The sequence below is a fragment of the Burkholderia sp. L-4 genome, assembly GCF_056856535.1.
In genome coordinates this window covers 3,111,435-3,134,489 of sequence record NZ_JBXEOX010000001.1, presented here as the reverse complement: position 1 = coordinate 3,134,489, position 23,055 = coordinate 3,111,435, and the positions used below count along the sequence as shown (strand labels likewise).

The following is a 23,055-nucleotide window of genomic DNA, read 5'->3' as shown; positions in this document are numbered from 1 at the left end:
ATGGCGTCGACGATGTCCTCGACGAAGCCTGCCGACGTTCGCCGGCAAGTCATAAAATTTTGTCAGGATCCCCGTCTTCGCAATCGGCTGTTTCCATGTCCAAGCTGCACGCCTCGTCCACCCATCTCGTGCTGATCCCGAGCTACAACCCGGGTGTCAAGGTCGACACGACCGTGCGCCAGGCGCGCGCGCGGTGGAACCCGGTGTGGGTCGTCGTCGACGGCAGCACCGACGGCAGCGCCGAACGGCTGCAGGCGATGGCGAAGCGCGATCCCGGATTGCGCGTGATCGTGCTGCCGGAGAATCGCGGCAAGGGCGCCGCGGTGCTCGCGGGGCTCGACGCGGCGGCCGCGAGCGGCTTCACGCACGTGCTGACGATGGATTCCGACGGCCAGCATCCGGCCGACCTGATTCCCGCCTTCATGGCCGCGTCGCAGGCCGAGCCCGACGCGATGGTGCTCGGCGTGCCGAAGTTCGACGCGAGCGCGCCGCAGCTGCGCGTGCAGGGCCGCCGGCTGTCGAACGCCTGGGCCGACCTCGAGACGCTGTGGGCCGGTATCGGCGATTCGCTGTACGGGTTTCGCGTGTATCCGGTCGCGCCGCTCGCGGCGATCATGCGGCGCCAGCCGTGGATGCGCGGTTTCGACTTCGATCCCGAAGCGGCCGTGCGGCTGTGCTGGGCCGGCGTGCGCCCGATCCGCATCGACGCGCCGGTGCGCTATTTCGGCCGGCACGAGGGCGGCGTCTCGCACTTCCACTATGGCCGCGACAACGCGCTGCTCGCGTGGATGCACCTGCGCCTGTTCGCCGGTTTCGCGGTGCGCCTGCCGATGCTGGTCGCGCGGCGGTTGACGCGGCGCAGCAACCAGACCGCCTGAGCGGCGGCCGGCCCGGTTTCCGTCCCGAACGTCGCCCGGGGGCGACGATTGCTCCGTTTTTTGTCGTCAATTCGGTGACGAATCGCGTCTTCATTTCAATTCATCGAGTAATGAAGGTGTCATCCGATGTAAACATCTGGTAATTTTCTGCCGGATTATGCAAAATCGCCGCTCTCAAATACAACTATCGAGGGATTCCGGGATGCAACTCAAGAAAGCGGTGGCGGCGTGTGGCGTGGCGTTCCTGTTGAGCGCATGCGGTGGGGTACAGAGCCTGGACGCGAACAGCCTGACGTCGGCGGGGACGAACCTGTACAAGGCGGCGACGCTGTCGGACAGCGACATCGCGGCACTGTCGAACGAATCGTGCAAGTCCAGCGACGCCGAGTCGAAGATCGCGCCGGCGAACAGCGCATACGCGAAGCGCCTGACGAAGGTGATGAAGGGCTTCGGCGACATGACGCTGAACGGCCAGAAGATCAACTACAAGGTCTACATGACCAAGGACGTCAACGCGTGGGCGATGGGCAACGGCTGCGTGCGCGTGTACAGCGGCCTGATGGACATGATGAACGACGACGAGCTGCGCGGCGTGATCGGCCATGAAATGGGCCACGTCGCACTGGGTCACTCGAAGAAGGCGATGCAGACGGCGTACGCGGTGAGCGCGGCGCGCAGCGCGGCCGGCGCGGCATCGCCGGGCGTCGCGGCGCTGTCGAGCTCGCAGCTCGGCGACATCACCGAGAAGTTCATCAACGCGCAGTTCTCGCAATCGCAGGAAAGCGCGGCGGACGACTACTCGTTCGACCTGATGAAGCAGAAGGGCATGAGCCAGAAGGGCCTCGTCACCGGCTTCCAGAAGCTCGCGCAGCTGGACGGCGGCCAGAGCTCGATGATGAGCTCGCACCCGTCGTCGGCGAGCCGCGCGCAGCACATCCAGGATCGCATCGCGAAGGGCAGCTGATCGCGCGACGCGCATGACGAATCGCCGGCCCGCGCCGGCGATCGGCACGCGAAACGAAAAACCCCACGCCCGTTCGGGCGTGGGGTTTTTGTCTTGTGGGGCCGCCGGTGCGCCGCTTACGGCACCATTCCCGGCAGCACGTACGCCTGTACGAGCGTGATCAGCCCGACGATCACCGCGAACAGCAGGCTGTGCCGCACCGTGAAGCGGAACAGCTCGGACTCCTTGCCGACGAGGCCCGTCGCCGCGCATGCGACCGCGATCGACTGCGGCGAGATCATCTTCGCGGTCACGCCGCCCGTCGTGTTCGCGGCGACCGCGAGTGTCTCGGGCACGCCGAGCTGGTGCGCGGTGGCCTGCTGCAGCGAGCAGAACAGGGCGTTCGAGGAGGTATCGGAGCCCGTCAGGAACACGCCGAGCCAGCCGAGGAACGGCGAGAAGAACGGGAACGCGGCGCCGGTCGCGGCCAGCATCAGCGCGAGCGTCGACGACATCCCCGAGTAGTTCGCGACGAACGCGAACGCGAGCACGAGGCCGATCGACAGGATCGGGCGCGTCAGCTCCTTCAGCGTCTCGCCGAACGTGACGAGCGCGTCGCGCGGCTTCATCTTCAACAGCGCCATCGAGATCAGCGCGGTCACGAGGATCGCGCTGCCGACCGCCGACACCAGATCGATCTTCAGCACCGCGTCGAGCGCCTTCGGCGTCGCGGCGATCGGGGCGGTCTTCACGACGAGCTGGTCGAGCCCGGCCACGTGGAACTTCAGCACCGTCGACGCGAGTGCGCCGTGTGCGGCGAACAGCGCCTTGAACGGCGCGAGGCTCCAGACGGTGACGACGGCCGTGAGAATCAGGAACGGCGACCACGCGCGCACCGTCTGCGCGAGCGTGTACGGCGACGCCCGACGGCTCGTGCCGGTGCCGAAGCCGGTGCCGCTCGCGCCGAACCCGGCCAGCGCCGCGCCGCCGCCGGACGCGACGAGACCGCCGGCCGGAAGCCGCGCGGTGCGCGGCTGCCACACCTTCAGGAACGCCGCGAGCGCGACGAGGCTGACGAGCGACGACGTGATGTCCGGCAGCTCGGGCCCGATGTGGTTCGACGTGAAGTACTGCGTGACCGCGAAGCTGCCGCCCGCGACGAGCGCGGCCGGCCAGGTCTGCCGCACGCCGCGCAGTCCGTCCATCATGAACACGAGCCAGAACGGCACCGCGAGCGACAGCAGCGGTAGCTGGCGGCCGGCCATCGCGCCGATGTGGAACGGATCGATGCCCGTCACCTGCCCGGCGACGATGATCGGAATGCCCATCGCGCCGAACGCGACCGGCGCGGTATTTGCAATCAGACACAGTCCTGCCGCATGCAGCGGCTTGAAGCCGAGACCGACGAGCAGCGCGGCCGTGATCGCGACGGGTGCGCCGAAGCCGGCGGCGCCTTCGAGGAATGCGCCGAACGAGAAGCCGATCAGCAGCATCTGCAGGCGCTGGTCGTCGGTGATCGACAGCACGGACGCGCGGATGATGTCGAACTGGCCGGTCTTCACGACGATCTTGTACAGGAACACGGCCGCGACGATGATCCATGCGATCGGCCACAGGCCGTAGGCGAAGCCGAAGCCGGCGGCCGCGAGCGCCTGCGGCACGGGCATCCCGTACGCGAGGATCGCGACGCCGAGCGACAGCAGCAGCGTGATCGCGGCGGCGACATGGCCTTTCATCCGCAGTGCGGCCAGCGCGACGAAAAAGAAGATGATCGGAATCGCGGCGACGAACGCCGACAGCCCGAGGCTGCCGAGCGGCGTATAGATCTGATGCCAAACCTGCATGGGTGTCTCCTCCATGGATTTATCGGGGTACGGGTTTGAAAGCGGGGGCGCTATTCGGGCTGGCCGCGGGCGCGCAGCAGGTCGGACAGGCTGCGCGGCGCCGGTTCGAGCGGCGTGCGGTGCTGCGTCCAGCCCATCTGTTGCGCGGGCGTCAGCGCATGCAGGCGCGTCGCGGCCCAGCGGAACGCGCGGTACGCGCGCGGATGCGCGAACGCGCCCGACCAGAAGCGCCACACGAGGTCTTCCGCGCGGTTGTAGTTCGCGCCCTGGCCGCGCAGCGGATGCGCGACGGGTTCGTCGGGCTTGCGGTTCGCCTCGGTGCGCAGCCGCACGAGCAGTTGCGGGATCGGGATCCGCACCGGGCACACCTCGCCGCATGCGCCGCACAGCGTCGACGCGGTCGGCAGGTCGGCCGTCGCATCGAGGCCGAGCAGGTGCGGCGAAATGATCTTGCCGATCGGGCCCGGGTAGGTCGTGCCGTACGCGTGGCCGCCGATGCGCGTGTAGACGGGGCAGTGGTTCATGCACGCGCCGCAGCGGATGCATTGCAGCGTCGCGCGCAGCTGGTCGTCCGCGTACGCCTGCGTGCGGCCGTTGTCGAGCAGCACGAGATGCAGCTCGCGCGGGCCGTCGCGTTCGCCGTCGCGCCGCGGGCCCGAGATCAGGTTGAAGTAGGTCGTGATCGCCTGGCCGGTGGCCGAGCGCGTGAGCAGGCTCGACAGCGGCACGATGTGCTCGAGCTTCTCGACGACCTTCTCGATCCCCATGATCGCGATGTGCGTGTCGGGCACCGTCGTCGACAGGCGGCCGTTGCCTTCGTTCTCGACGAGCCACAGCGTGCCCGTGTCGGCCGCCGCGAAGTTCACGCCGGACAGGCCGATGTCGGCTTCGGCGAATGCGCGGCGCAGCGCGCGACGGCCGGTCTGGATCAGCTCGTCGACGTCCTCCGTGTAGCGCGTGCCGGGGATGTGTGCCTCGAACAGCTCGGCGATGTCGCCGCGCGTCTTGTGGATCGCCGGCATCACGATGTGCGACGGCTTCTCGCCCGCGAGCTGCACGATGAATTCGCCCATGTCGGATTCGATGCAGTCGACGCCGTGCTCCGCGAGGTAATGGTTCAGCTCGATTTCCTCGCTCGCCATCGACTTGCCCTTGATCACGCGGCGCGCCTTCCTCGCCTGCGCGATGCCGAGCACGATCGCGTTCGCGTCGGCGGCCGTCTCGGCCCAGTGCACGTGCACGCCGGCCTCGGTGAGCTTCGTCTCCAGCCGTTCGAGCAGCGCGGGCAGTTGCGCGAGCGCGTGCTGCCGCACGGCTTCGCCGAGATCGCGCAGCTGCTGCAGTTCGTCGTCATCGGGGAATTGCGTCGCACGCTTGCCCTGCAGGAAGTCCATCGCACCGCGAAAGCTCCGGCGCAACGCGGGATCGTCGAGCGCGGCGCGCGCGCGGCTCTTGAAGTCGCCGGGGGCGACGAATTGCAGCGTGTGGTCGCTCATCGCGGCGGCTCCTCGCAAGCGGGTGCGGCCGACGAGGCGGCCGAATCGGTGACGATCACGACCCACAGGCGGCGCGGGCCGTGTGCGCCGTAGGCGAGCGTCTGCTGGATGTCGGAGGTCTTGGACGGGCCCGACACCAGCACGAGGTTGGTCGGCATGCCGGCGTGCCAGCGTTCCGCCTGGACGGCCGCGTGCAGGTCGGCATGCAGCGTGTTCGCGTGGACGAGCGCGACATGCAGCGGCGGCACCAGCGATACCGTGCGCGGCGTGCCGGCATCGGGCGCGAGCACGACGGTGCCGGTGGCCGCGATACCGGAGCGCGCGACGGTGAAGCCCGCATCGATCGTGTCGAACAGCTCGGCCTTCCATGCGTCGATCGGCCGGTCGAACGGCACCGGGGCGACTGCGTCGGGCAGTGCACGGGCGAGCGCCGCGGATTCGGCGCGCGCCGGGTCGAGCAGCAGGCGGCGCACGCCAGCGTCGGCGAGGCGCGCGGCAAGCTGCGCGGGCCATGCGTCGGCGCTCGCGCACCAGACGTCCGCGTGCGATGCGGCAAGCGCGGCCTGCATCGCCTGTGCGAGTGCCTGCGGGTCGCGTCCGGTCGAGGTGCGGCGCCTGTCGTAATGCGTGTCGATGCGCGCGTCCAGCGCGGGGGCGGCCGTTGCGGCGACGCCCGGCGAGGCGGCGCGCAGGCGCGCGAGAATCGCGGCGCGCGCGCTCATCGCTTGTCTCCGCGCAACGAGGCGGCGCCGGACGTACGGCGCCACAGGAAGCTCGCGAGATGCTCGACCGGCAGCGGCGCGCCGGCCTTGGCCGCGGCGTGGCCGATGTTCAGCAGGCAGCCGCAGTCCGCGGACACGAGCCGGTCGCAGCCCGTCGCGCAGGCCGACGCGACCTTGTCGCGCACCATCGCGCCGGAGATGTCCGGATGCTTCAGCGAGAACGTGCCGCCGAAGCCGCAGCACTCGGATTCGCGTTCGTGCTCGATCCGGGTCACGCCGGGCAGCGCGTCGACGAGCGCGACGCCATGGACGCGCGTGCCCATCTCGCGGCGGGCCGCGCACGACGTGTGCAGCACGACGCGCTCGTCGGGCCCGGCGCCGGCCGTGGCCGCGTCGAGCCGTACATCGAGTACGTGGACGAGGAATTCCGCGAGTTCGTAGGTCCGTTCCGCGATCGCGCGGGCCTTCGGGCCGTTGACGGGATCGTCCGCGAACAGCGCTGGCCAATGGTGCCGGATCATGCCTGCGCACGAGCCGGACGGCACGATCACGGGCCACGGCTCGGCGAACAGGTCGAGCTGCGCGGCCGCGACGCGGCGCGCTTCGTCGGGATTGCCGCTGCTGTAGGCCGGCTGCCCGCAGCAGCTCTGGCGGCGCGGATAGTGGACGGTCAGACTTTCGCGCTCCAGCAGGCGGACCGCGTCGAGCCCCGCTTCGGGGACGAACAGGTCGACCAGGCAGGTCGCGAACAGATAGACGTGCGCGGGGACGGCGGCGGGGTACTGCCTTTCGTTCATGTCTCGCTCCAGGGGCGACGGCCCGGCATGCGGGTCGACGATTTCGCTGCATAATTCCCGCGACGGCGCCGCGGCTCAAATTGGTTGGGCCAATCGGCGTGACAGGCAATGAGCGGGGAGAGGCGGCGATGGCAGCGATGACGGCACGGGGCCGGACCGAAGTGGTGATGCGCAAGATCGAGACGGCGCTGCTCGACGGCACCTGGCCGGCCGGTGCGCGGCTGCCGGCCGAGCGCGTGCTCGCGCAGCAGTACGGCGTCGCGCGCAATACCGTGCGCGAGGCGACCCAGCGGCTCGTCGCGCGCGGGCTGCTGCAGAGCCGGCGCGGCGCGGGGGTCTACGTGACCGACCAGTTGCGCGCGGGCATCGCGTCGCCGTGGGGCCAGCTGGTCGCCGATCATCCGGCGCTGCGCGACGACATCCTCGAATTCCGCCGCGTGCTCGAAGGCGCGACCGCTTATTTCGCCGCGCTGCGGGCCGATGCGAACGACCGGCGCCGGATCCGCGCGCTGCTGCGCGAACTCGAAACCGCGCACGCGAACGACGACGCGGCCGTCGAGGCCGCGACCGACGCGAAGCTGCACGAGGCGATCGCGCTCGCGTCGCACAACACGATGTTCCTGCACCTGCATACGAGCGTGATCGGGATGCTGCGCGAGCACATCTCGATCAACGTGGCGGGCATGACGATGGAGGACGAGCAGGCGTCCGAGCTGCTGTTGCAACAGCACCGCGTCGTGTGCGACGCGATCTGCGCGCAGCGGCCCGAAGAAGCGCGCACCGCGATGCAGACGCACATCGACTATGTGCGCAGCCATTTCGAGCGCAGCGGCGACGGGCGGTGAGATTGGTCGGACCACATCCGCTCGAGGCGCGTCCAGCCGGCGGATTGGGCATGTCCGGGCGTCGCCCGCCGGCAGCCGGCCGCGCGCGGGCCGCCGTGCGCCGCCCGCGCGATTGACCGGGTCGTCGGCCGCCCACTAGAATCGGCCGGAGCGGCGCGCCAGCCGCGCGCCGCGGCGAATGCGGACCGTCGTTCCGCCAGTCGAGGAAGCTCCCGTGCTCACGTCCTTCATCCGGCGCGCGCCGGCCGCGCCGTCATGGCGTGCCGCATGCCGCCCGGCCCGTGCGCTGGCCGTCTGCGCACTGCTGTCGCTCGTCGCCGCGTGCGCGACGCATCCACCCGCCACCACCCTCGATCGCCCGGTTTCGCATGCGTTGCCGCCCGACACCGCGACGCCGCTGGGCGACGCGCTGGCGGCACCCGAGGCCGCGCATCCCGGCCAGTCGGGCTTCCGGCTGCTGGCCGATGGCGCGCAGGCGCTGCAGATGCGCATCGCGCTCGCCCGCGCGGCGACGAAGACGCTCGACATGCAGTACTACATCGCGACCGAGGACACGACGGGCAAGCTGCTGCTCGCCGCGGCGCTGTACGCGGCCGATCGCGGCGTGCGCGTGCGGATGCTGGTCGACGACCTGAACTTCCGCGACATCGACCGCGTGATGGCCGCGCTGAACACGCACCCGAACATCGAGATCCGCGTATTCAACCCGTTCGGCGCGTCGCGGCAGGGGATGGTCGAGCGCACGACCAACTTCTTCACGCGCATCGACAGCTTCACGCGCCGGATGCACAACAAGGCGATGATCGCGGACAACCAGCTCGCGATCGTCGGCGGCCGCAATCTCGGCGACGAATACTTCAGCGCGAGCCCGACGCTGCAGTTCCGCGATCTCGACGTGCTCGCCGCCGGCCCGGTGACGAACGACGTGTCGGCGAGCTTCGACACGTACTGGTCGAGCGCGAGCAGCTATCCGCTGCGCGTGCTGAATCACCAGTCGTTCGATCCGAAGGAACTCGACGCGATGCGCGACGGGCTGCGCAGCCACTGGCGCGAGAACGCCGAGCCGTACAACGCGAAGCCGCTGAACGCGACGCCGCTCGCGCAGCAGATCGCGCGCGACGAGCTCGGGCTCGTGTGGGCGCCGGCCGAGTTCAAGGTCGATGCACCCGACAAGGTCGCTCGGCCGACCGACGCGTACGTCAGCCCGCCGATGCAGCGCCTCGTCGAACTGACGCGCGGCGCGCAGCAGGAATTCCTCGCGTTTTCGCCCTATTTCGTGCCGCACGACGCGGGCGTGAAGATTCTCGGCGACACGACCGCGCGCGGCGTGCGCGTCGCGATCCTGACGAATTCGCTCGCCGCGACCGACGCGGTCGCCGTGCAGGCCGGCTACGCGCCGTACCGCGTGCCGCTGCTGCGGCACGGCGTCGAGCTGTACGAGTTCAAGGCGCAGCCGGGCCGCCAGCGCCCGCGCCTGTTCGGGTCGCGCTCGCGCGCGAGCCTGCACGCGAAGGCGTACGTGATCGACCGGAAGATCCTCGTGATCGGCTCGATGAACCTCGACCCGCGTTCCGCGCACCTGAATACCGAACTGGCGCTGGTGATCCACAGCCCGGCGCTTGCCGAGCAGGTCGCGACGATCTTCGCGCGCGTGACGCAGCCGGACGAAAGCTACCGCGTGAGCCTCGCCGCGCCGGCGGGCGGCGGGTCGTCCGAACTCGAATGGACGGGCGTCGACGACGGCCAGCCGGCGACCTATCGCGTCGATCCGCACGCGGGGCTGATGCGCAACCTGATGACGGGCATCTTCACCCTGCTGCCGGTCGACGATCAGCTTTGAGCGCCCCGGCAAACAGGGGGCGGAAGCGCTCCGGCTAAACCCGCGTTACCGGGGCGCGGGGAAGGTGATATGGTTGTGTGCGCAACTATATGGGCGTGCGTGACGATGCCGCGGACGGCCCGTGCCGTGCGCGCCGCGCGCACCCGCAACCGGAGTTCCTCCATGCAACGTGTACCGAACCAGCCGTTCACGCGTCCCGCCCGCTTCTCCGAAGCCGAATGGCAGGCGCGCGTGCAGCTCGCGGCCGCTTACCGCATCTTCGACCACCTCGGCTGGACCGAGCTGATCTACAACCATATCTCGCTGCGCGTGCCGGGCGAGGACGGGCATTTCCTGATCAATCCGTTCGGGCTCCATTACCGCGAGGTGTGCGCATCGAACCTCGTGAAGATCGACATCGACGGCAACCTGATCGGGCATTCCGACTGGCCGATCAATCCGGCCGGCTTCACGTTCCACAGCGCGATCCATGCGGCGCTGCCCGATGCGCATTGCGTGATGCACGTGCACACGACGCCGACGATGGCCGTGTGCTGCTCGCGCGACGGGCTGTCGTTTTCCAATTTCTATTCGGCGCAGCTGTACGGGAAGATCGCGTATCACGACTTCGAGGGCATCACCGTGCATCTGGAGGAGGGCCGGCGCATCGTCGAGAGCGCGGGCGGGCGGCCCGTGCTGCTGCTGCGCAACCACGGACCGGTGACGATCGGCGCGACGCTCGCGCAGACGTTCTCGCTGATGTGGCTGCTCAACCGCGCGTGCGAGGTGCAGGTCGCGACGCATGCGATCGGCGGCCCGCTGCCGATCGCGCCGCCCGTGCTCGAGGGGTGCGTGCGCGATTCGCTGAATTTCGATCCGAAGCACGGCGCGGGGCAGGATGCGTTCGACGCGCTGCAGCGTATCGTCGATCGGATCGATCCCGGCTATCGCGCGTGACTCGACCTGGCGCGGCTGCCGGCGGCGCATGCAAAAAAAACGCGGCCGGGTGGCCGCGTGAATACTCGCAGACTCCTTCGGACGAAGGAAACAAGCAACTGTGAGACGAAGTGTAGCGAAAGCCCGCGCGCGGATTCAGCCGTCGGGTTGCAAAGGTCCGTTCCAGGTTGACGCAGACTGACGCGACGCTGCCGGTCGCGGCGCCGCGACGATTCGCTGCCTGGCCGTTCGGCGGACTCCCGCAACGGCGGCGATCGACTACCATCCTATCTGGCGCCCCCGTCCGGGCGGCGTACAACGTCGTACAAGGAGAGTCCATGCTCAAGCTGCGTTTGCTCCAGGTCGCGTTACTCGCGGGCGTGCTGGCCGCCGGCAGCGCCGCTGCCGAAACGGTGCGCCTGTCCGCCAGTCTCCAGCCGTCGAGCGAAGTCCCGCCCACGGCGACCAAGGGTTCGGGCAAGGTCGACGCCACGTACGACACGGCCACCCATACGCTGCAGTGGACGGTCACTTACGACCACCTCACGGGGCCGGCCACCGCCGCGCATTTCCACGGGCCCGCGCCGGTCGGCCAGAATGCGGGCGTGCAGGTGCCGATCCCGAAGGACGAGCTGGCGAGCCCGATCAAGGGTTCGAAGGAGCTCACCGACGCGCAGGTTACCGACCTGATGGGCGGCAAGTGGTACTTCAACGTCCATACGAAGGAGCACCCGGCCGGCGAGATCCGCGGCCAGGTGATGCCGGCGAACTGAGCGCCGGCGTTTGATATAGAGGCACCTGTCGAGCGGGGCGGGAACGTTCGCACGTACCATCGTCACACTGCGATGACGGAGTGCATTCGATGAGTTGGCAAAGCAAGCTCGCCTGCTGGCTGCTGCGCTGGCAGTTTCGTCCCGAGACCACGCGCGAGGTGCTCGACCCCGCGCGTGCGCGGCGCTTTACCGATCTGCGGATGATCGTGCCGCGCCGCGCGCCGTCGGGCTACCGGCTGCGCCAGTGCCATGGCGCGGGCGATGCGCCGCTGCGCGGCGAGTGGCTCGAGCGCACCGACGCGAGCGCGGGGCGCGGGCCCGGCCGCACGCTGCTGTACTTCCACGGCGGCGGTTATTACTTCTGTTCGACGAGAACGCACCGGCCGCTGGTGTTCGGCCTGACGAAGCGTGCGGGTGTGCGCTCGTTCTCGCTCGACTACCGGCTCGCGCCCGAAAACCGTTTCCCGGCCGCGCTCGACGATGCGCTCGCGGCCTACCGGCAACTGCTGGCGCTCGGCACGCCGCCCGAGTCGATCGTGCTCGGCGGCGATTCGGCGGGCGGCGGCCTCGCGCTCGCGACGCTCGTCGCGCTGCGCGATCGCGGCGAACCGTTGCCGGCCGGCGCGATCCTGTTCTCGCCGTGGACCGATCTCGCGGCCACCGGCGCGACGCTGCGCACCAACGACGGCGCCGATCCGATGTTTGCCGGCTCGGCGCTGCCGAAGGCCGCGAAGCTGTACCTCGGCGACACGCCGGCAACGCATCCGTACGCATCGCCACTCTACGCGGATTTCACGGGCCTGCCGCCGCTGTATATCCAGGTCGGCAGCACCGAGGTGCTGCTCGACGATTCGCGCCGTGTTGCCGAGAAGGCTGCGGCGGCCGGCGTGGCGGTGGAGATCGAGGTGTGGCCCGACATGCCGCACGTGTGGCAGCTGTACGCGCCGATGATGCCGGAAGCGCGCGACGCGCTCGACCGCGCGGCCGCGTTCCTGCGCCGCGTCGCGGTCGAACGCGCGGTTCAGCGCGTCGGCGAGGCGTCGATCGCCTGATAGGCGGCCTTGACGGCCGCCGCGCCGTACTTGCGCTCGAGCCGGCGCACGGTGAAATGGCCGTGCGCCATCTGCTGGAAGTGGTCGATGAACAGCGTATTGACGGTCGCCCCCAGCACGGCGCCGATCGCCGGGATCGACTTCGCGGCCATCTGCTCGGTCACCTGCACCGAGAAGCGCGACGCGACCGTCTGCACGAGCTTGAACACGGCCGCCGAGCTGTGCGCGGCGATGCCTTTCGTCGTGATGTCCGACGACGCCTTCGAGATCGCTTGCGCAAGCGCGCCGCGCAGCACGAAATAACCGAGATCGGCGTCCTCTTCCTGCTTGTCCGGGTTGCCGCCCATGCCGAGCACGGCCAGGCATTGCAGCTGCGTATCGACCGACGTCAGGTCCTCGCCTTCGCTGCGCGCGATGTCGCATACCGAGCGGAAGATCAGCGTGGTCGTCACCGGCAGCTCGACCGGCAGCGCGAGAAAGCCGAACGCGCCGCCCGCCGCGCCGGTCGTCGCGACCGCGAGCTTGTGCAGCAGGTTGCTCGGCTTGTCGGGCTCGGCGTCCGGCGCCGGCGGCATGCCGAGCGTGCGCAGCGCGATGTTCAGGCACTTGCGCAGCGCGAGCTGCGTCGCGTCGTTGATCTTGCCGGTCGCGAAATCCGGCAGCCGCGCGATCATTTTCTCGACCGGCGCGCCGAGCATCCCGGTCAGCTTCATCGTCAGCGACGGACTTTCCAGTACCTGCTTCGCGCGCCCCAGCGCGTCCCGATCCTCCGGCGACAGCGTCGTCGCGGGGTTGATTGAAATCGGTTCCATTTCTCTCCTTGGCGTGAACAGGCCCCAAACCGTCGCCAGCCTAGATTACTCCGGCATGCTAGAATTTTGAGATTGTTTGACTCGTCAAAAGTTGCATCAACAAAAAAATGGCTGTCCATACTGCCGCCCACCATTCGAGCGGGCAAGTCCTGCCGTTCCGCGAATCGCTGCTGGCGATGATCGGCATCTCGTTCGTCACCATGCTGGTCGCGCTCGACCAGACGGTCGTCGGCACCGCGCTGCCGACCATCGTCGCCGAACTCAGGGGCTTCGACCTGTACGCGTGGGTCGCGACCTCGTATCTCCTCAGTTCCGTGATCACCGTGCCGATCTTCGGCCGGCTCGGCGACTATTACGGCCGCAAGCCGTTCGTGATCGTGTCGATCGTCGTGTTCACCGGCGCGTCGGTGCTGTGCGGGATGGCCAACGACATGCTGTACCTCGTGCTCGCGCGCGGCCTGCAGGGAATCGGCGGCGGGATGCTGGTCGGTACCGCGTTCGCGTGCATCCCCGACCTGTTCCCCGATTCCGTCGTGCGGCTGCGCTGGCAGGTGCTGATGAGCTCCGCGTTCGGCATCGCGAACGCGGTCGGCCCGTCGCTCGGCGGCGTGCTGACCCAGTCGTTCGGCTGGCGCTCGGTGTTCTACGTGAACCTGCCGGTCGGCCTGCTGTCGCTGTTCTTCGTGTGGCGCTACCTGCCGCACCTGCGCCACGTCGTGCACGATCGCAAGATGCGGCTCGACTGGCCGGGCGCGCTGCTGATCGCGCTGTCGCTCGGCGCGCTGCAGCTGTTCGTCGAATGGCTGCCGAAGTACGGCGTCGCGAGCTGGGCGTCGCTGCTGCTCGTCGTCGCGGTCGCGGCCGGCGTCGGCCTGTGGCACTGGGAGAAGCGCTGCGCACAGCCCATTTTGCCGTTCGACATGTTCGGCAACCGCGCGCTGTCCGCGCTGTTCGTGCTCGCGATCCTCGCCGGCTTCTCGATGTTCTCGCTGCTGTTCTACGCGCCGCTGCTGTTCCAGGGCGGCTTCGGGATGTCGCCGAAGGAAGCCGGGCTCGTGATCACGCCGCTCGTCGTGTTCATCACGATCGGCAGCATCATGAACGGACGCGTCGTCACGCGCATCCGCCATCCGAACGCGATGCTGCACGTCGGCTTCGTGCTGTTCGCGATCGCGTGCGCGGGCATCGTCGTCTCGACGCACACGACGCCGGCCTGGATGCTGATGGCGCTGATGGTCGCGGGCGGCATCGGGCTCGGTTTCGTGCTGCCGAACCTCACCGTATTCGCGCAGCAGGCAGCCGGACGCGAGCACCTCGGGATCGCGACGGCGCTGCTGCAATCGCTGCGGATGGTCGGCGGGATGCTCGGCACCGCGCTGACGGGCACGCTCGTCAACCAGATGTATTCGAGCGGCGTGCGCGACGCGCTGTCGGCCGATCACGCGATGCAGTGGCATGCACAGCTCGCCGATCCGCAGATCCTGATCGATCGCGCGGCACAGGGCGGTCTCGTCGCGGCGCTCACGCGCGCCGGGCATAATGGCGCGCTGCTGCTGGAAGCGGCCCGCGAATCGCTGGTCGGCGCGATCCACCTGGGCGTCGCGATGGCGGCCGTCGTGGCCGTGGTGTCGGTGTGGCAGTGCCGCCGCGTGCCGCCGATTGCGTTGCGGCGCAAGATCGAGCCGCACGTCGCGGCCGATTGACCGATCGGGCGATTCAACGATTCAACGATTCAACGATTTACCGGAACGACATCAGCGCATGGAAGAACAGGACCGCGTCGCGATCTTGCAGCAATTCGGACGCACGTATCGCGCGTTCATGACCGCGTTCGAAGCGCACGTCGGGCAGCCGATGCCGCGCTGGCGCATCATGGTCGCGCTGCACACGATGGGCGGGCATTCGTCGCAGAAGAAGCTCGTCGAAGTGCTGCGCATCGATCCGGGCGCGCTCACGCGCCAGTTGAAGTCGCTCGATGCGCTCGGCTGGATCGAGCGCGAATCCGATGCGCGCGACAACCGCGTGACCAACGTGACGCTGACGGACGAAGGCCGCGCGGCGTTCGACGCGTGCCTGCCGCGCCGCAAGGCGTTCATCGAACAGACGATGGCGCAGTTGCCGGACGACGTGCTCAATGCGCTGTCGGGTGCGCTCGCGATGCTGGAAGCGCGGATCGCGGACGTCGGCTCGACGCCGGCCGCGCGCTGACGCGCGGGGCAGGGCGGCACGCCGGCGCCGCCGGCCGCCGCTTCATGTCATCCCGATCCGCTTCGGGCTTACAGCTCGATGCGCGTGCCGAGCAGCGCGAGGAATTGCGCGAGCCAGGCCGGATGCGCGGGCCACGCAGGCGCGGTGACGAACGGCGCGTCGGTCACGGCCGCGTCGACCGGAATATCCGCGTATTCGCCGCCCGCGAGCTTCACCTCGGGGGCGCAGGCCGGGTACGCCGAAATGCGCTTGCCGCGGATCACGTCGGCGGCCGCCAGCAACTGTGCCGCATGGCAGATCGCGGCGATCGGCTTGCCGGCTTCGGCGAACGCGCGCACGAGCGCAATCACCTTCGGATCGAGTCGCAGGTATTCGGGCGCGCGGCCGCCCGCGATCGCGAGCGCGTCGTAGCGCGCCGCATCGACGTCGTCGAACGCGGCATTCAGCGTGAACTGGTGGCCGGGTTTCTCGGTGTAGGTCTGGTCGCCTTCGAAGTCGTGGATCGCGGTCTTGATCTTGTCGCCCGCGCGCTTGCCCGGACACACGGCATCGACATGGTGGCCGACGGCCTGCAGTGCCTGGAACGGCACCATCGTTTCGTAGTCTTCGGCGAAATCGCCGGTCAGGAACAGGATCTTCTTCGCGGCCATGGCTTTCTCCCGTAAAGCAGCGTTGAAGGCCCGTTCGCGCCGTGCGCGACGGGCCCCGAGGACGAAAGCGCAGTGTACTCCGGCGGATTGAAGCGCGCGTGACGGCCGCCCCCGCGCGAGCGGCGGGGCGGTGCGCGCAATGGACGTCAGAAGAACGTTTCGACGACTTCCGTCACGCGGAACTGCGGATCGAGCACGAGCACCTGGCGCCACTTGTCGAACGTCAGGCACGGGTGCGAGATGTCGAACGCGACCATGTCGCCGACTTTCACGTCCGCGCCCGGCGGGATCTGCAGGTACGCGTGCTGGTCCATCATCCCGGTCACGGCCCAGCCTTCGGTCGCCGCGACGTCGCGCGGCGCGGTGTCGCGGCCCGGACGGAAGTGGCGCGCCGGCTCGGGCAGGCCCGCGTCGAACGCCGCGTCGCGCTTGCCGAGCGCGACGATCGCCCGATCGGCCTCCGGCACCGACTGCACGTACGCCCACAGCTGCAATGCCGGCAGCAGCCCCTCGCCCATCGAGCGCGCGATCGGGTTGCGCGCGAACACGTCGGTCTGCGCCTTCTTGTAGATGCCGACGTCGTGCGTCAGATAGCAGCCCGGTCGCAGCACGACTTCCGCGAAGCCCGCATCCGACGCCTTCCTGAATTCTTCCGCGACCACGTCGTACCACGCCGAGCCGGCGCCGGACAGGATCGCCGGCGTGCGCGCGAAGCGGCCTGCCTCGGCGAGCACGCGCGTGAGCGCGACGGCTTCCTGCAGGAACGTGCGGATCTCGCCTTCCTCTTTCAGCACGCCTTCATAGAGTTCGATGCCGGCCAGCTTCAGCGTGTCCGGATAGCGCGCGATCGCGGCCAGCACGGCCTCGCGCTGCGCGGCATCGCGCACGCCCGCGCGGCCGCCCGGCACGCCGAGCTCGATCAGCACGTTCAGCGGTTTCTTCGCGTCGCCGAAGAAGCGGCCGAGCTGGTCGACGCTTTCCGCAGAGTCGACGAGACAGAAGAATTCGAAATCGGGATCCGACAGCAGCCCGGCGATGATCGTCATGTTCTGGCGGCCGACCAGCTGGTTCGCGAGCAGCACGCGCCGCACGCCGCCGTGATACGCGGCCTGGGTCTGGTGCGCGGTCGCGAGCGTGATGCCCCACGCGCCGGCGTCGAGCTGGCGGCGGAACAGTTGCGGCGCCATCGTCGTCTTGCCGTGCGGCGCGAACTTGACGCCGTATTTCCGGACGAACGCCTGCATCCAGTTCAGGTTGTGTTCGACGCGATCCTCGTAAAGCACGGCGGCCGGCAGGCTGACGTCTTCCGCGAGCAGGTTCCACTCGAGGCGGCCTGCGTCGTCGAGCGGCACGCTCGCGCTCGGCACGTTGCCGAGCCCCTTGCCCAACGGATTGATTGTCGGTTCCTGATAGTTTGTAACTTTCATGTCATCCCGCTCCATCATCACTATGCATTGCACTGAAGTTGACACGCAGATGGTACAGAAAGTAGCATCTGCGCGGTGATGTTATTTAGTAACATCGAGCTTCACACCCTTATCCGCAGATGAATACGCCCGCCTCCCCGTCCGCTCCGCTCGCGGCCGAGCCTCATCCGGCTCCGGCCGCCCCGCCGGTCCTCGACATCGTCGCGCGGATCGCCGAATGCGCGCCCGAGCTGCGCGAAGCCGAGCGCAAGGTCGCCGCGTTCATCCTCGCCGATCTGGCGCGCGCCGCGCATGCGAGCATCGGCGCGCTCGCGCGCGACGCGGAGGTCAGCGTCGCGACGGTCACGCGTTTCGCGAAGGCCGTCGGCTGCCGCGACGTGCGCGAACTGAAGGTGCTCGTCGCACAGGCGGCGGCCGTCGGCCAGCGCTTCCTGGTGCCGTCCGGCGACGCGCCGGCCGACGACACGAGCCCCGCGTCGATGGTCTACGACGAGATTCGCGTGGCGCTCGCGCACAACCACCAGCTGCTGCGCAACACGTCGTTCGACGCGGCGGCCGACCTGCTCGCCGGCGCGAAGATGACCTACGTGTACGGGCAGGGCGGCGGCTCGACCGCGCTCGCCGACGAGCTGCGCTTCCGGCTCGTGCGCTTCGGCCGGCCGGTCGCGAGCTACCAGGACAGCGTGCTGCAGCGAATGGTGGCCGCGACGCTGTCGCGCGACACCGTGGTCGTCGCGCTGTCGGTGAGCGGGCGCGTGCCCGAGCTGCTCGAGAGCTGCCGGCTCGCGAAGCGCTACGGCGCGAAGCTGATCGCGATCACCGCGCCGGCGTCGCCGCTCGCGAAGCTCGCCGACCACCTGATCCCGGTCGTCGCATTCGAAACCGATTTCATCTACAAGCCTTCGACGTCGCGTTACGCGATGATGATGGCGATCGACGTGCTCGTTACCGGCGTCGCATTGCGGCTCGGCGATGCGGGCCGGGAATCGCTGCGCCGCATCAAGCACGCGCTCGATGCGCACCGCGGCGGCGGAGACCGTCAACCGGTAGGAGACTGACCATGCATTCGCATCCCGAAGCCGCCGATACGCTGATCGTCGGCGCGCAACTGTACGACGGCACCGGCGCGCCGCCCGTCACGCGCGACGTCGCGATCCGCAACGGCCTGATCGCCGCGATCGGCAACCTGTCGAACTGGCTGGCCGAGAACGTCGTGGAGGCGAACGGCCGCGCGCTCGCGCCGGGTTTCGTCGACGTGCACACGCACGACGACACGCACGTGATCCGCGCGCCGGAGATGATCCCGAAGATCTCGCAGGGCGTGACGACCGTGATCGTCGGCAACTGCGGGATCAGCGCGTCGCCCGTGACGCTCGCGGGCGATCCGCCCGACCCGATGAACCTGCTCGGCGAGCGCGGCGCGTTCCGGTACCCGACCTTCGCCGACTACGTCGCGGCCGTGAACGAGGCGCGCCCGGCCGTGAACGTCGCGGCGCTCGTCGGTCATACGGCGCTGCGCAACAACCAGATGGACCGTCTCGACCGCGCGGCGACCGACGGCGAGATCGCCGGGATGCGCGCGCAGCTCGAGGAGGCGCTCGCGAACGGCGCGCTCGGCCTGTCGTCGGGCCTCGCGTACGGTTCCGCGTTCGCGGCGCCGGCCGAGGAAGTGATGGCGCTCGCCGAGCCGCTCGCGAAGGCCGGCGCGCTGTATACGACGCACATGCGCACCGAATTCGACGCGATCCTCGACGCGATGGACGAGGCGTATCGCGTCGGCCGCCATGCGCAGGTGCCGGTCGTGATCTCGCACCTGAAGTGCGCGGGCCCGTCGAACTGGGGGCGCAGCACCGAAGTGCTCGCGTCGCTCGAGGGCGCGCGCCGCTACCAGCCGGTCGGCTGCGACTGCTATCCGTACAGTCGCAGCTCGTCGACGCTGGACCTGAAGCAGGTGACGGGCGATATCGACATCACGATCACGTGGTCGGAGCCGCACCCGGAAGTCGCGGGCAAGCTGCTCAAGGCGATCGCGGCCGACTGGGGCGTGACCGAGCAGGAAGCCGCGCAGCGCATCCGCCCGGCCGGCGCCGTGTACCACAACATGTCCGAGGACGACGTGCGCCGGATCCTGTCGCACCCCGCGACGATGATCGGCTCGGACGGGCTGCCGAACGATCCGCTGCCGCATCCGCGGCTGTGGGGCGCGTTCCCGCGCGTGCTCGGCCATTACGTGCGCGACACGAACCTGCTGCCGCTCGAGGAGGCGATCCGCAAGATGACGTCGCTGTCCGCGCGCCGCTACGGGATCGCGAAGCGCGGCGAGGTGCATGTCGGCTACCACGCCGATCTCGTGCTGTTCGACCCGGCGCGCGTGATCGACGCCGCGACGTTCGAGAAGCCGCAGCAGCCCGCGCACGGGATCGATGCCGTGTGGGTGAACGGCGTGCTGACTTACGAAAACGGCCAGCCGACCGGCGAGCGCGCCGGCGGGTTCGTCGCGCGCGGCGAGCGCGTGGCGGCGAGTGCCGACGCCGCGTTCTGAACGCGGCGGCCGTTCCGATCTTCCGCGCGTGCCGCAGCCGGCGCGCGCATCCGCAACCGAGATGTGAGGAGTGAAACGATGAAGCGATATGGCGTGGGCGAAGCGAAGGGGACCGGCGGCCAGGTGATGCCGTTCGCGCGTGCGGTCGAGGCCGACGGCTGGCTGTATGTGTCCGGCCAGACGCCGATGGTGAACGGCGAGGTCGTCGAGGGCGGCATCGTCACGCAGTCGAAGCAGACGATCGAGAACGTGATCGCGATCCTGAAGGAAGCCGGCTACGGCCTCGAGCACGTCGTGCGCTGCGGCGTGTGGCTCGACGACGCGCGCGATTTCGCGTCGTTCAACAAGGTGTTCGTGTCGTACTTCGGCGAGCATCCGCCGGCACGCGCGTGCGTGCAGTCGAGCATGGTCATCGACTGCAAGGTCGAGGTCGACTGCATCGCGTACAAGGCGCCGGCGAAGTAACGCGGCCGCGCTTTTCCGCGCACGGTAAACAGCCCGGTCGGTGGAAGCCGACCGGGCTGTCTCGTCTGGCGCCCGCCGCGGGCCGTCCTTACTGCCGCGCCGTGCGCGCGTTGTCCGGCATCGGCTGGTTGTAGTTGGTGCGGAACGGGTTGATGTCGAGCCCGCCGCGCCGCGTATAGCGCGCGTACACCGCGAGCTTCACCGGTTTGCACGCGTGCATGATGTCGAGGAAGATCCGCTCGACGCACTGCTCGTGAAAGCCCGTGTGATTGCGGAACGAGATGATGTAGCGCAGCAGGCCCGCGTGGTCGATCTGCGGCCCGACGTAGTGGATCTGCACGCTGCCCCAGTCGGGCTGGCCCGTGACCGGGCAGTTCGAGCGCAGCAGGTCGGACACGAGCGTCTCCTCGACCGGCGCTTCGTCCTCGGCGGCCGACAGCAGCGACGGATCGGGTTCGTAGATGTCGGTGTCGAGGTCGAGGCGGTCGAGCGACAGCCCGTCTAGCTCGTCCATCTCGAGCTTGCCGAAATCGTGCGCCGACACCAGCTGCACCGACACGGTCGCGCCGCACGCGGCCGATACGTCGCGCTTCAGCACGTCGCGCACCGCGTCGATCGAGTCGAATTTCGACTGCGCGAACGAGCCGAGATACAGCTTGAACGACTTCGATTCGACGATGTTCGGCGATTCGGCCGGCACGTAGAACGTCGCGACCGCGACCTGCGGCTTGCCGCGCGCGTTGAGCCACGACAGCTCGTACGCGTTCCAGATGTCGGTGCCGAAGAACGGCAGCGCCGACGTGATGCCCAGCTGCTCGCGCGCGCCGGCGCGCGGGATCGGGAACAGCAGCGACGCGTCGTACTGCGCCGCGTAGACGGTGGCCTTGCCGAGCGGGGAATGTTCGGGGTTCATCGTGTGACGCCTTTACGACAGGAAGAGGCGGTAAGCCGGGTTGGCGCTCTCTTCGACATACGGATAGCCGAGTGCCGCGAGGAAGCGTTCGAATTCGGCGCGATCGGCCTGCGGCACCTGCAGCCCGACGAGGATCGAGCTGTAGTCCGCGCCCTGGTTGCGGTAGTGGAACAGGCTGATGTTCCAGTCCGGCGCCATCGACGACAGGAACTTCATCAGCGCGCCCGGCCGCTCGGGGAATTCGAAGCGGAACAGGCGTTCGTCGAGCGCGAGCGGCGAGCGGCCGCCGACCATGTAGCGGATGTGTTCCTTCGACAGTTCGTCGTGCGTCAGGTCGACGCTCTTGAAGCCGTGCGACTCGAAGTTCGCGGCGATCTCCGCCGATTCGCCGCGGCGCTTGATCTGCACGCCGACGAAGATGTGCGCGGATTGCGCATCGGCGATCCGGTAGTTGAACTCGGTGACGTTGCGGTCGCCGACGAGCGAACAGAAGCGCCTGAAGCTGCCGCGCTCCTCGGGGATCGTGACCGCGAACACCGCTTCGCGCGCCTCGCCGACCTCCGCGCGCTCGGCGACGAAGCGCATCCGGTCGAAGTTCATGTTCGCGCCGGAGGTGACCGCGACGAGCGTCTGGTTCTCGACGCCTTCGCGTTCCGCGTACAGCTTCGCGCCGGCCACCGCGAGCGCGCCGGACGGTTCGAGCACGCTGCGCGTGTCCTGGAACACGTCCTTGATCGCCGCGCACAGCGCGTCGGTGTTGACCGTCACGACGCCGTCGAGGAATGCGCGGCACAGCCGGAAGGTTTCCTCGCCGACGAGCTTCACCGCGGTGCCGTCGGCGAACAGGCCGACCTCGCTGAGCTCGATGCGCTCGCCGGCGTCCAGCGACTGCGCCATCGCGCACGAATCCTCGGCCTGCACGCCGATGACCTTGATCTCCGGGCGCACGGCCTTCACGTACGCGGCGACGCCGGACGCGAGCCCGCCGCCGCCGATCGGCACGAAGATCGCGTGGATCGGGCCCTGGTGCTGGCGCAGGATCTCCATCGCGATGGTGCCTTGGCCGGCGATCACGTACGGATCGTCGAACGGGTGGACGAACGTGAGGTCGCGTTCCTGCTGCACCTTGACCGCGTGCGCATAGGCATCGCTGTACGATTCGCCCGCCTGGATCACCTCGACGCTCGGGCCGCCGTGCGCGCGCACGGCATCGACCTTCACCTGCGGGGTCGTGACCGGCACGACGATCACGGCCTTGACGCCCATCCGGGCCGCCGAGAACGCGACGCCCTGCGCGTGGTTGCCGGCCGACGCCGTAATCACGCCGCGCGCGAGCGCGTCCGCCGGAATGTGCGCCATCTTGTTGTACGCGCCGCGCAGCTTGAACGAGAACACCGGCTGGTTGTCCTCGCGCTTCAGGTAAACGGCATTGCGCAGCCGGGCCGACAGGTTGCGGGCGGGTTCGAGTTCCGTCTCGATCGCGACGTCGTAGACGCGCGCGGTGAGGATTTTCTTCAGGTAATCGTGGGATGCCATGGACGCTCGCGTGCAGTGCGGATGCAGACGGTAAAGGATCAATGATAGCGCCAAGGGTCCGCCCGCACGCAAGCGGCATGCCGGGCGGGCGGCCGCGAAGGGGGCGGGCCGGGCGTTCGCGGCGCCGGGCGCGCCTTTTCTGCCGGCTTAACCGCACGGTTACCGACCGGACGGACGGCGAATGATCGAGCCAAACCGTGCCGAGCCCCGTCCGGTGCGGCTCGCGGCGATAGCCCCACGACCTGTCCGGCGTGCCACGGACGGGCCGATCATGGGTTAGAATTCCGTTTTGAATCAAGGATCGGAAGATGCAGAGGCACCCTCGGATCGCACCGTTGAAGCCGACGCCGCGCGCAGCCAGCCCCGCGGCCGAACGGCATGCGCGCCGCGCGCGATC

Annotated in this window: 21 protein-coding genes; 12 read left to right on the top strand and 9 right to left on the bottom strand. The window is 68.9% G+C overall.

What is annotated here, in order from left to right:
- Positions 1–95 precede the first annotated feature (95 nt).
- Together AC1VVG_RS14610 and loiP are read left to right on the top strand one after the other, a co-directional pair.
- Positions 96–878 (top strand): glycosyltransferase family 2 protein, encoded by a 783-nt coding sequence (locus AC1VVG_RS14610; protein ID WP_034189593.1) that lies wholly within the window; start codon positions 96–98, stop codon positions 876–878.
- Positions 879–1,080: 202 nt separating this feature from the next.
- Entirely contained in the window at positions 1,081–1,842 is a 762-nt protein-coding gene (gene loiP, locus AC1VVG_RS14605) for a metalloprotease LoiP (RefSeq protein ID WP_034189592.1), read from the top strand.
- Positions 1,843–1,958: 116 nt separating this feature from the next.
- Here loiP and AC1VVG_RS14600 read toward each other — a convergent pair whose 3' ends face one another.
- From AC1VVG_RS14600 to AC1VVG_RS14585, 4 genes are read right to left on the bottom strand one after another with little or no spacing between them, the layout of a single operon-like run.
- A complete protein-coding gene (locus AC1VVG_RS14600) occupies positions 1,959–3,665 on the bottom strand; it encodes a lactate permease LctP family transporter (RefSeq protein WP_226253445.1) in 1,707 nt (568 codons plus the stop codon).
- Positions 3,666–3,715: 50 nt separating this feature from the next.
- Entirely contained in the window at positions 3,716–5,161 is a 1,446-nt protein-coding gene (locus AC1VVG_RS14595) for a LutB/LldF family L-lactate oxidation iron-sulfur protein (RefSeq protein ID WP_049034765.1), read from the bottom strand.
- The gene (locus AC1VVG_RS14590) at positions 5,158–5,883 is read right to left on the bottom strand and encodes a LutC/YkgG family protein (protein WP_200086410.1); all 726 of its coding nucleotides are present in this window, start codon (positions 5,881–5,883) and stop codon (positions 5,158–5,160) included. The genes AC1VVG_RS14595 and AC1VVG_RS14590 overlap by 4 nt, the downstream gene beginning before the upstream one ends.
- Positions 5,880–6,680: a (Fe-S)-binding protein gene (locus AC1VVG_RS14585; RefSeq protein WP_069706855.1), complete on the bottom strand. Its 801-nt coding sequence runs from the start codon at positions 6,678–6,680 to the stop codon at positions 5,880–5,882. Before AC1VVG_RS14585 ends, AC1VVG_RS14590 begins: the two co-directional genes overlap by 4 nt.
- 128 nt (positions 6,681–6,808) lie before the next feature.
- Between AC1VVG_RS14585 and AC1VVG_RS14580 the strand changes: the two genes are divergently transcribed.
- From AC1VVG_RS14580 to AC1VVG_RS14560, 5 genes are all read left to right on the top strand, one after another.
- Entirely contained in the window at positions 6,809–7,525 is a 717-nt protein-coding gene (locus tag AC1VVG_RS14580; RefSeq protein WP_124610134.1) for a FadR/GntR family transcriptional regulator, read from the top strand.
- A gap of 214 nt (positions 7,526–7,739) precedes the next feature.
- The gene (locus AC1VVG_RS14575; RefSeq protein ID WP_482835794.1) at positions 7,740–9,365 is read left to right on the top strand and encodes a phospholipase D family protein; all 1,626 of its coding nucleotides are present in this window, start codon (positions 7,740–7,742) and stop codon (positions 9,363–9,365) included.
- A gap of 162 nt (positions 9,366–9,527) precedes the next feature.
- The gene (locus AC1VVG_RS14570; protein ID WP_482835793.1) at positions 9,528–10,301 is read left to right on the top strand and encodes a class II aldolase/adducin family protein; all 774 of its coding nucleotides are present in this window, start codon (positions 9,528–9,530) and stop codon (positions 10,299–10,301) included.
- A 317-nt stretch (positions 10,302–10,618) separates the two neighbouring features.
- Entirely contained in the window at positions 10,619–11,053 is a 435-nt protein-coding gene (locus AC1VVG_RS14565) for a CHRD domain-containing protein (RefSeq protein ID WP_175906028.1), read from the top strand.
- Between the two features lie 89 nt (positions 11,054–11,142).
- Positions 11,143–12,105 carry an alpha/beta hydrolase gene (locus AC1VVG_RS14560; RefSeq protein WP_482835792.1) on the top strand — a complete coding sequence of 321 codons (963 nt, stop codon included), beginning with the start codon at positions 11,143–11,145 and terminating at the stop codon, positions 12,103–12,105.
- Here the strand turns inward: AC1VVG_RS14560 and AC1VVG_RS14555 are convergent.
- On the bottom strand, positions 12,075–12,917 hold the full coding sequence (locus tag AC1VVG_RS14555; protein ID WP_482835791.1) for an EcsC family protein: 843 nt from the start codon (positions 12,915–12,917) through the stop codon (positions 12,075–12,077). The genes AC1VVG_RS14560 and AC1VVG_RS14555 overlap by 31 nt on opposite strands.
- Before the next feature lie 107 nt (positions 12,918–13,024).
- Between AC1VVG_RS14555 and AC1VVG_RS14550 the strand changes: the two genes are divergently transcribed.
- Both AC1VVG_RS14550 and AC1VVG_RS14545 read left to right on the top strand, forming a co-directional pair.
- The gene (locus AC1VVG_RS14550; protein WP_049030229.1) at positions 13,025–14,620 is read left to right on the top strand and encodes an MDR family MFS transporter; all 1,596 of its coding nucleotides are present in this window, start codon (positions 13,025–13,027) and stop codon (positions 14,618–14,620) included.
- Between the two features lie 58 nt (positions 14,621–14,678).
- Positions 14,679–15,125, top strand: coding sequence for a MarR family winged helix-turn-helix transcriptional regulator (locus AC1VVG_RS14545; RefSeq protein WP_049030230.1), 447 nt, complete (start codon positions 14,679–14,681; stop codon positions 15,123–15,125).
- A 68-nt stretch (positions 15,126–15,193) separates the two neighbouring features.
- Here AC1VVG_RS14545 and AC1VVG_RS14540 read toward each other — a convergent pair whose 3' ends face one another.
- Positions 15,194–15,775, bottom strand: a complete 582-nt coding sequence (locus AC1VVG_RS14540) for a DJ-1/PfpI family protein (protein WP_034189580.1) — start codon at positions 15,773–15,775, stop codon at positions 15,194–15,196.
- Between the two features lie 146 nt (positions 15,776–15,921).
- Positions 15,922–17,202 carry an amino acid deaminase gene (locus AC1VVG_RS14535; protein WP_034189579.1) on the bottom strand — a complete coding sequence of 427 codons (1,281 nt, stop codon included), beginning with the start codon at positions 17,200–17,202 and terminating at the stop codon, positions 15,922–15,924.
- Between the two features lie 119 nt (positions 17,203–17,321).
- On the opposite strand from AC1VVG_RS14535, the gene AC1VVG_RS14530 reads away from it, so the two are divergent.
- The 3 genes from AC1VVG_RS14530 to AC1VVG_RS14520 all read left to right on the top strand — a co-directional run bounded on the left by AC1VVG_RS14530 (position 17,322) and on the right by AC1VVG_RS14520 (position 20,209).
- Positions 17,322–18,260: a MurR/RpiR family transcriptional regulator gene (locus AC1VVG_RS14530; RefSeq protein WP_124610139.1), complete on the top strand. Its 939-nt coding sequence runs from the start codon at positions 17,322–17,324 to the stop codon at positions 18,258–18,260.
- 2 nt (positions 18,261–18,262) lie between these two features.
- Positions 18,263–19,744, top strand: coding sequence for an N-acyl-D-amino-acid deacylase family protein (locus AC1VVG_RS14525; protein ID WP_482835790.1), 1,482 nt, complete (start codon positions 18,263–18,265; stop codon positions 19,742–19,744).
- A 78-nt stretch (positions 19,745–19,822) separates the two neighbouring features.
- A complete protein-coding gene (locus tag AC1VVG_RS14520; protein WP_006751946.1) occupies positions 19,823–20,209 on the top strand; it encodes a RidA family protein in 387 nt (128 codons plus the stop codon).
- An 88-nt stretch (positions 20,210–20,297) separates the two neighbouring features.
- Here the strand turns inward: AC1VVG_RS14520 and queF are convergent, their stop codons facing one another.
- A complete protein-coding gene (gene queF, locus AC1VVG_RS14515; protein WP_049030108.1) occupies positions 20,298–21,122 on the bottom strand; it encodes an NADPH-dependent 7-cyano-7-deazaguanine reductase QueF in 825 nt (274 codons plus the stop codon).
- A gap of 12 nt (positions 21,123–21,134) precedes the next feature.
- Entirely contained in the window at positions 21,135–22,658 is a 1,524-nt protein-coding gene (gene ilvA, locus AC1VVG_RS14510; RefSeq protein ID WP_482835789.1) for a threonine ammonia-lyase, biosynthetic, read from the bottom strand.
- Between the last annotated feature and the right edge of the window lie 397 nt (positions 22,659–23,055).

What these genes read in the sequence shown, in the direction of transcription:
- AC1VVG_RS14555 (WP_482835791.1), bottom strand. Translation starts at nt 12,917, where the DNA reads ATGGAACCGATTTCAATCAACCCCGCGACGACGCTGTCGCCGGAGGAT.
- AC1VVG_RS14585 (WP_069706855.1), bottom strand. Translation starts at nt 6,680, where the DNA reads ATGAACGAAAGGCAGTACCCCGCCGCCGTCCCCGCGCACGTCTATCTG.
- AC1VVG_RS14550 (WP_049030229.1), top strand. Translation starts at nt 13,025, where the DNA reads ATGGCTGTCCATACTGCCGCCCACCATTCGAGCGGGCAAGTCCTGCCG.
- AC1VVG_RS14520 (WP_006751946.1), top strand. Translation starts at nt 19,823, where the DNA reads ATGAAGCGATATGGCGTGGGCGAAGCGAAGGGGACCGGCGGCCAGGTG.
- AC1VVG_RS14540 (WP_034189580.1), bottom strand. Translation starts at nt 15,775, where the DNA reads ATGGCCGCGAAGAAGATCCTGTTCCTGACCGGCGATTTCGCCGAAGAC.
- AC1VVG_RS14545 (WP_049030230.1), top strand. Translation starts at nt 14,679, where the DNA reads ATGGAAGAACAGGACCGCGTCGCGATCTTGCAGCAATTCGGACGCACG.
- AC1VVG_RS14530 (WP_124610139.1), top strand. Translation starts at nt 17,322, where the DNA reads ATGAATACGCCCGCCTCCCCGTCCGCTCCGCTCGCGGCCGAGCCTCAT.
- ilvA (WP_482835789.1), bottom strand. Translation starts at nt 22,658, where the DNA reads ATGGCATCCCACGATTACCTGAAGAAAATCCTCACCGCGCGCGTCTAC.
- loiP (WP_034189592.1), top strand. Translation starts at nt 1,081, where the DNA reads ATGCAACTCAAGAAAGCGGTGGCGGCGTGTGGCGTGGCGTTCCTGTTG.
- AC1VVG_RS14580 (WP_124610134.1), top strand. Translation starts at nt 6,809, where the DNA reads ATGGCAGCGATGACGGCACGGGGCCGGACCGAAGTGGTGATGCGCAAG.
- AC1VVG_RS14525 (WP_482835790.1), top strand. Translation starts at nt 18,263, where the DNA reads ATGCATTCGCATCCCGAAGCCGCCGATACGCTGATCGTCGGCGCGCAA.
- queF (WP_049030108.1), bottom strand. Translation starts at nt 21,122, where the DNA reads ATGAACCCCGAACATTCCCCGCTCGGCAAGGCCACCGTCTACGCGGCG.
- AC1VVG_RS14590 (WP_200086410.1), bottom strand. Translation starts at nt 5,883, where the DNA reads ATGAGCGCGCGCGCCGCGATTCTCGCGCGCCTGCGCGCCGCCTCGCCG.
- AC1VVG_RS14610 (WP_034189593.1), top strand. Translation starts at nt 96, where the DNA reads ATGTCCAAGCTGCACGCCTCGTCCACCCATCTCGTGCTGATCCCGAGC.
- AC1VVG_RS14565 (WP_175906028.1), top strand. Translation starts at nt 10,619, where the DNA reads ATGCTCAAGCTGCGTTTGCTCCAGGTCGCGTTACTCGCGGGCGTGCTG.
- AC1VVG_RS14535 (WP_034189579.1), bottom strand. Translation starts at nt 17,202, where the DNA reads ATGAAAGTTACAAACTATCAGGAACCGACAATCAATCCGTTGGGCAAG.
- AC1VVG_RS14600 (WP_226253445.1), bottom strand. Translation starts at nt 3,665, where the DNA reads ATGCAGGTTTGGCATCAGATCTATACGCCGCTCGGCAGCCTCGGGCTG.
- AC1VVG_RS14560 (WP_482835792.1), top strand. Translation starts at nt 11,143, where the DNA reads ATGAGTTGGCAAAGCAAGCTCGCCTGCTGGCTGCTGCGCTGGCAGTTT.
- AC1VVG_RS14570 (WP_482835793.1), top strand. Translation starts at nt 9,528, where the DNA reads ATGCAACGTGTACCGAACCAGCCGTTCACGCGTCCCGCCCGCTTCTCC.
- AC1VVG_RS14595 (WP_049034765.1), bottom strand. Translation starts at nt 5,161, where the DNA reads ATGAGCGACCACACGCTGCAATTCGTCGCCCCCGGCGACTTCAAGAGC.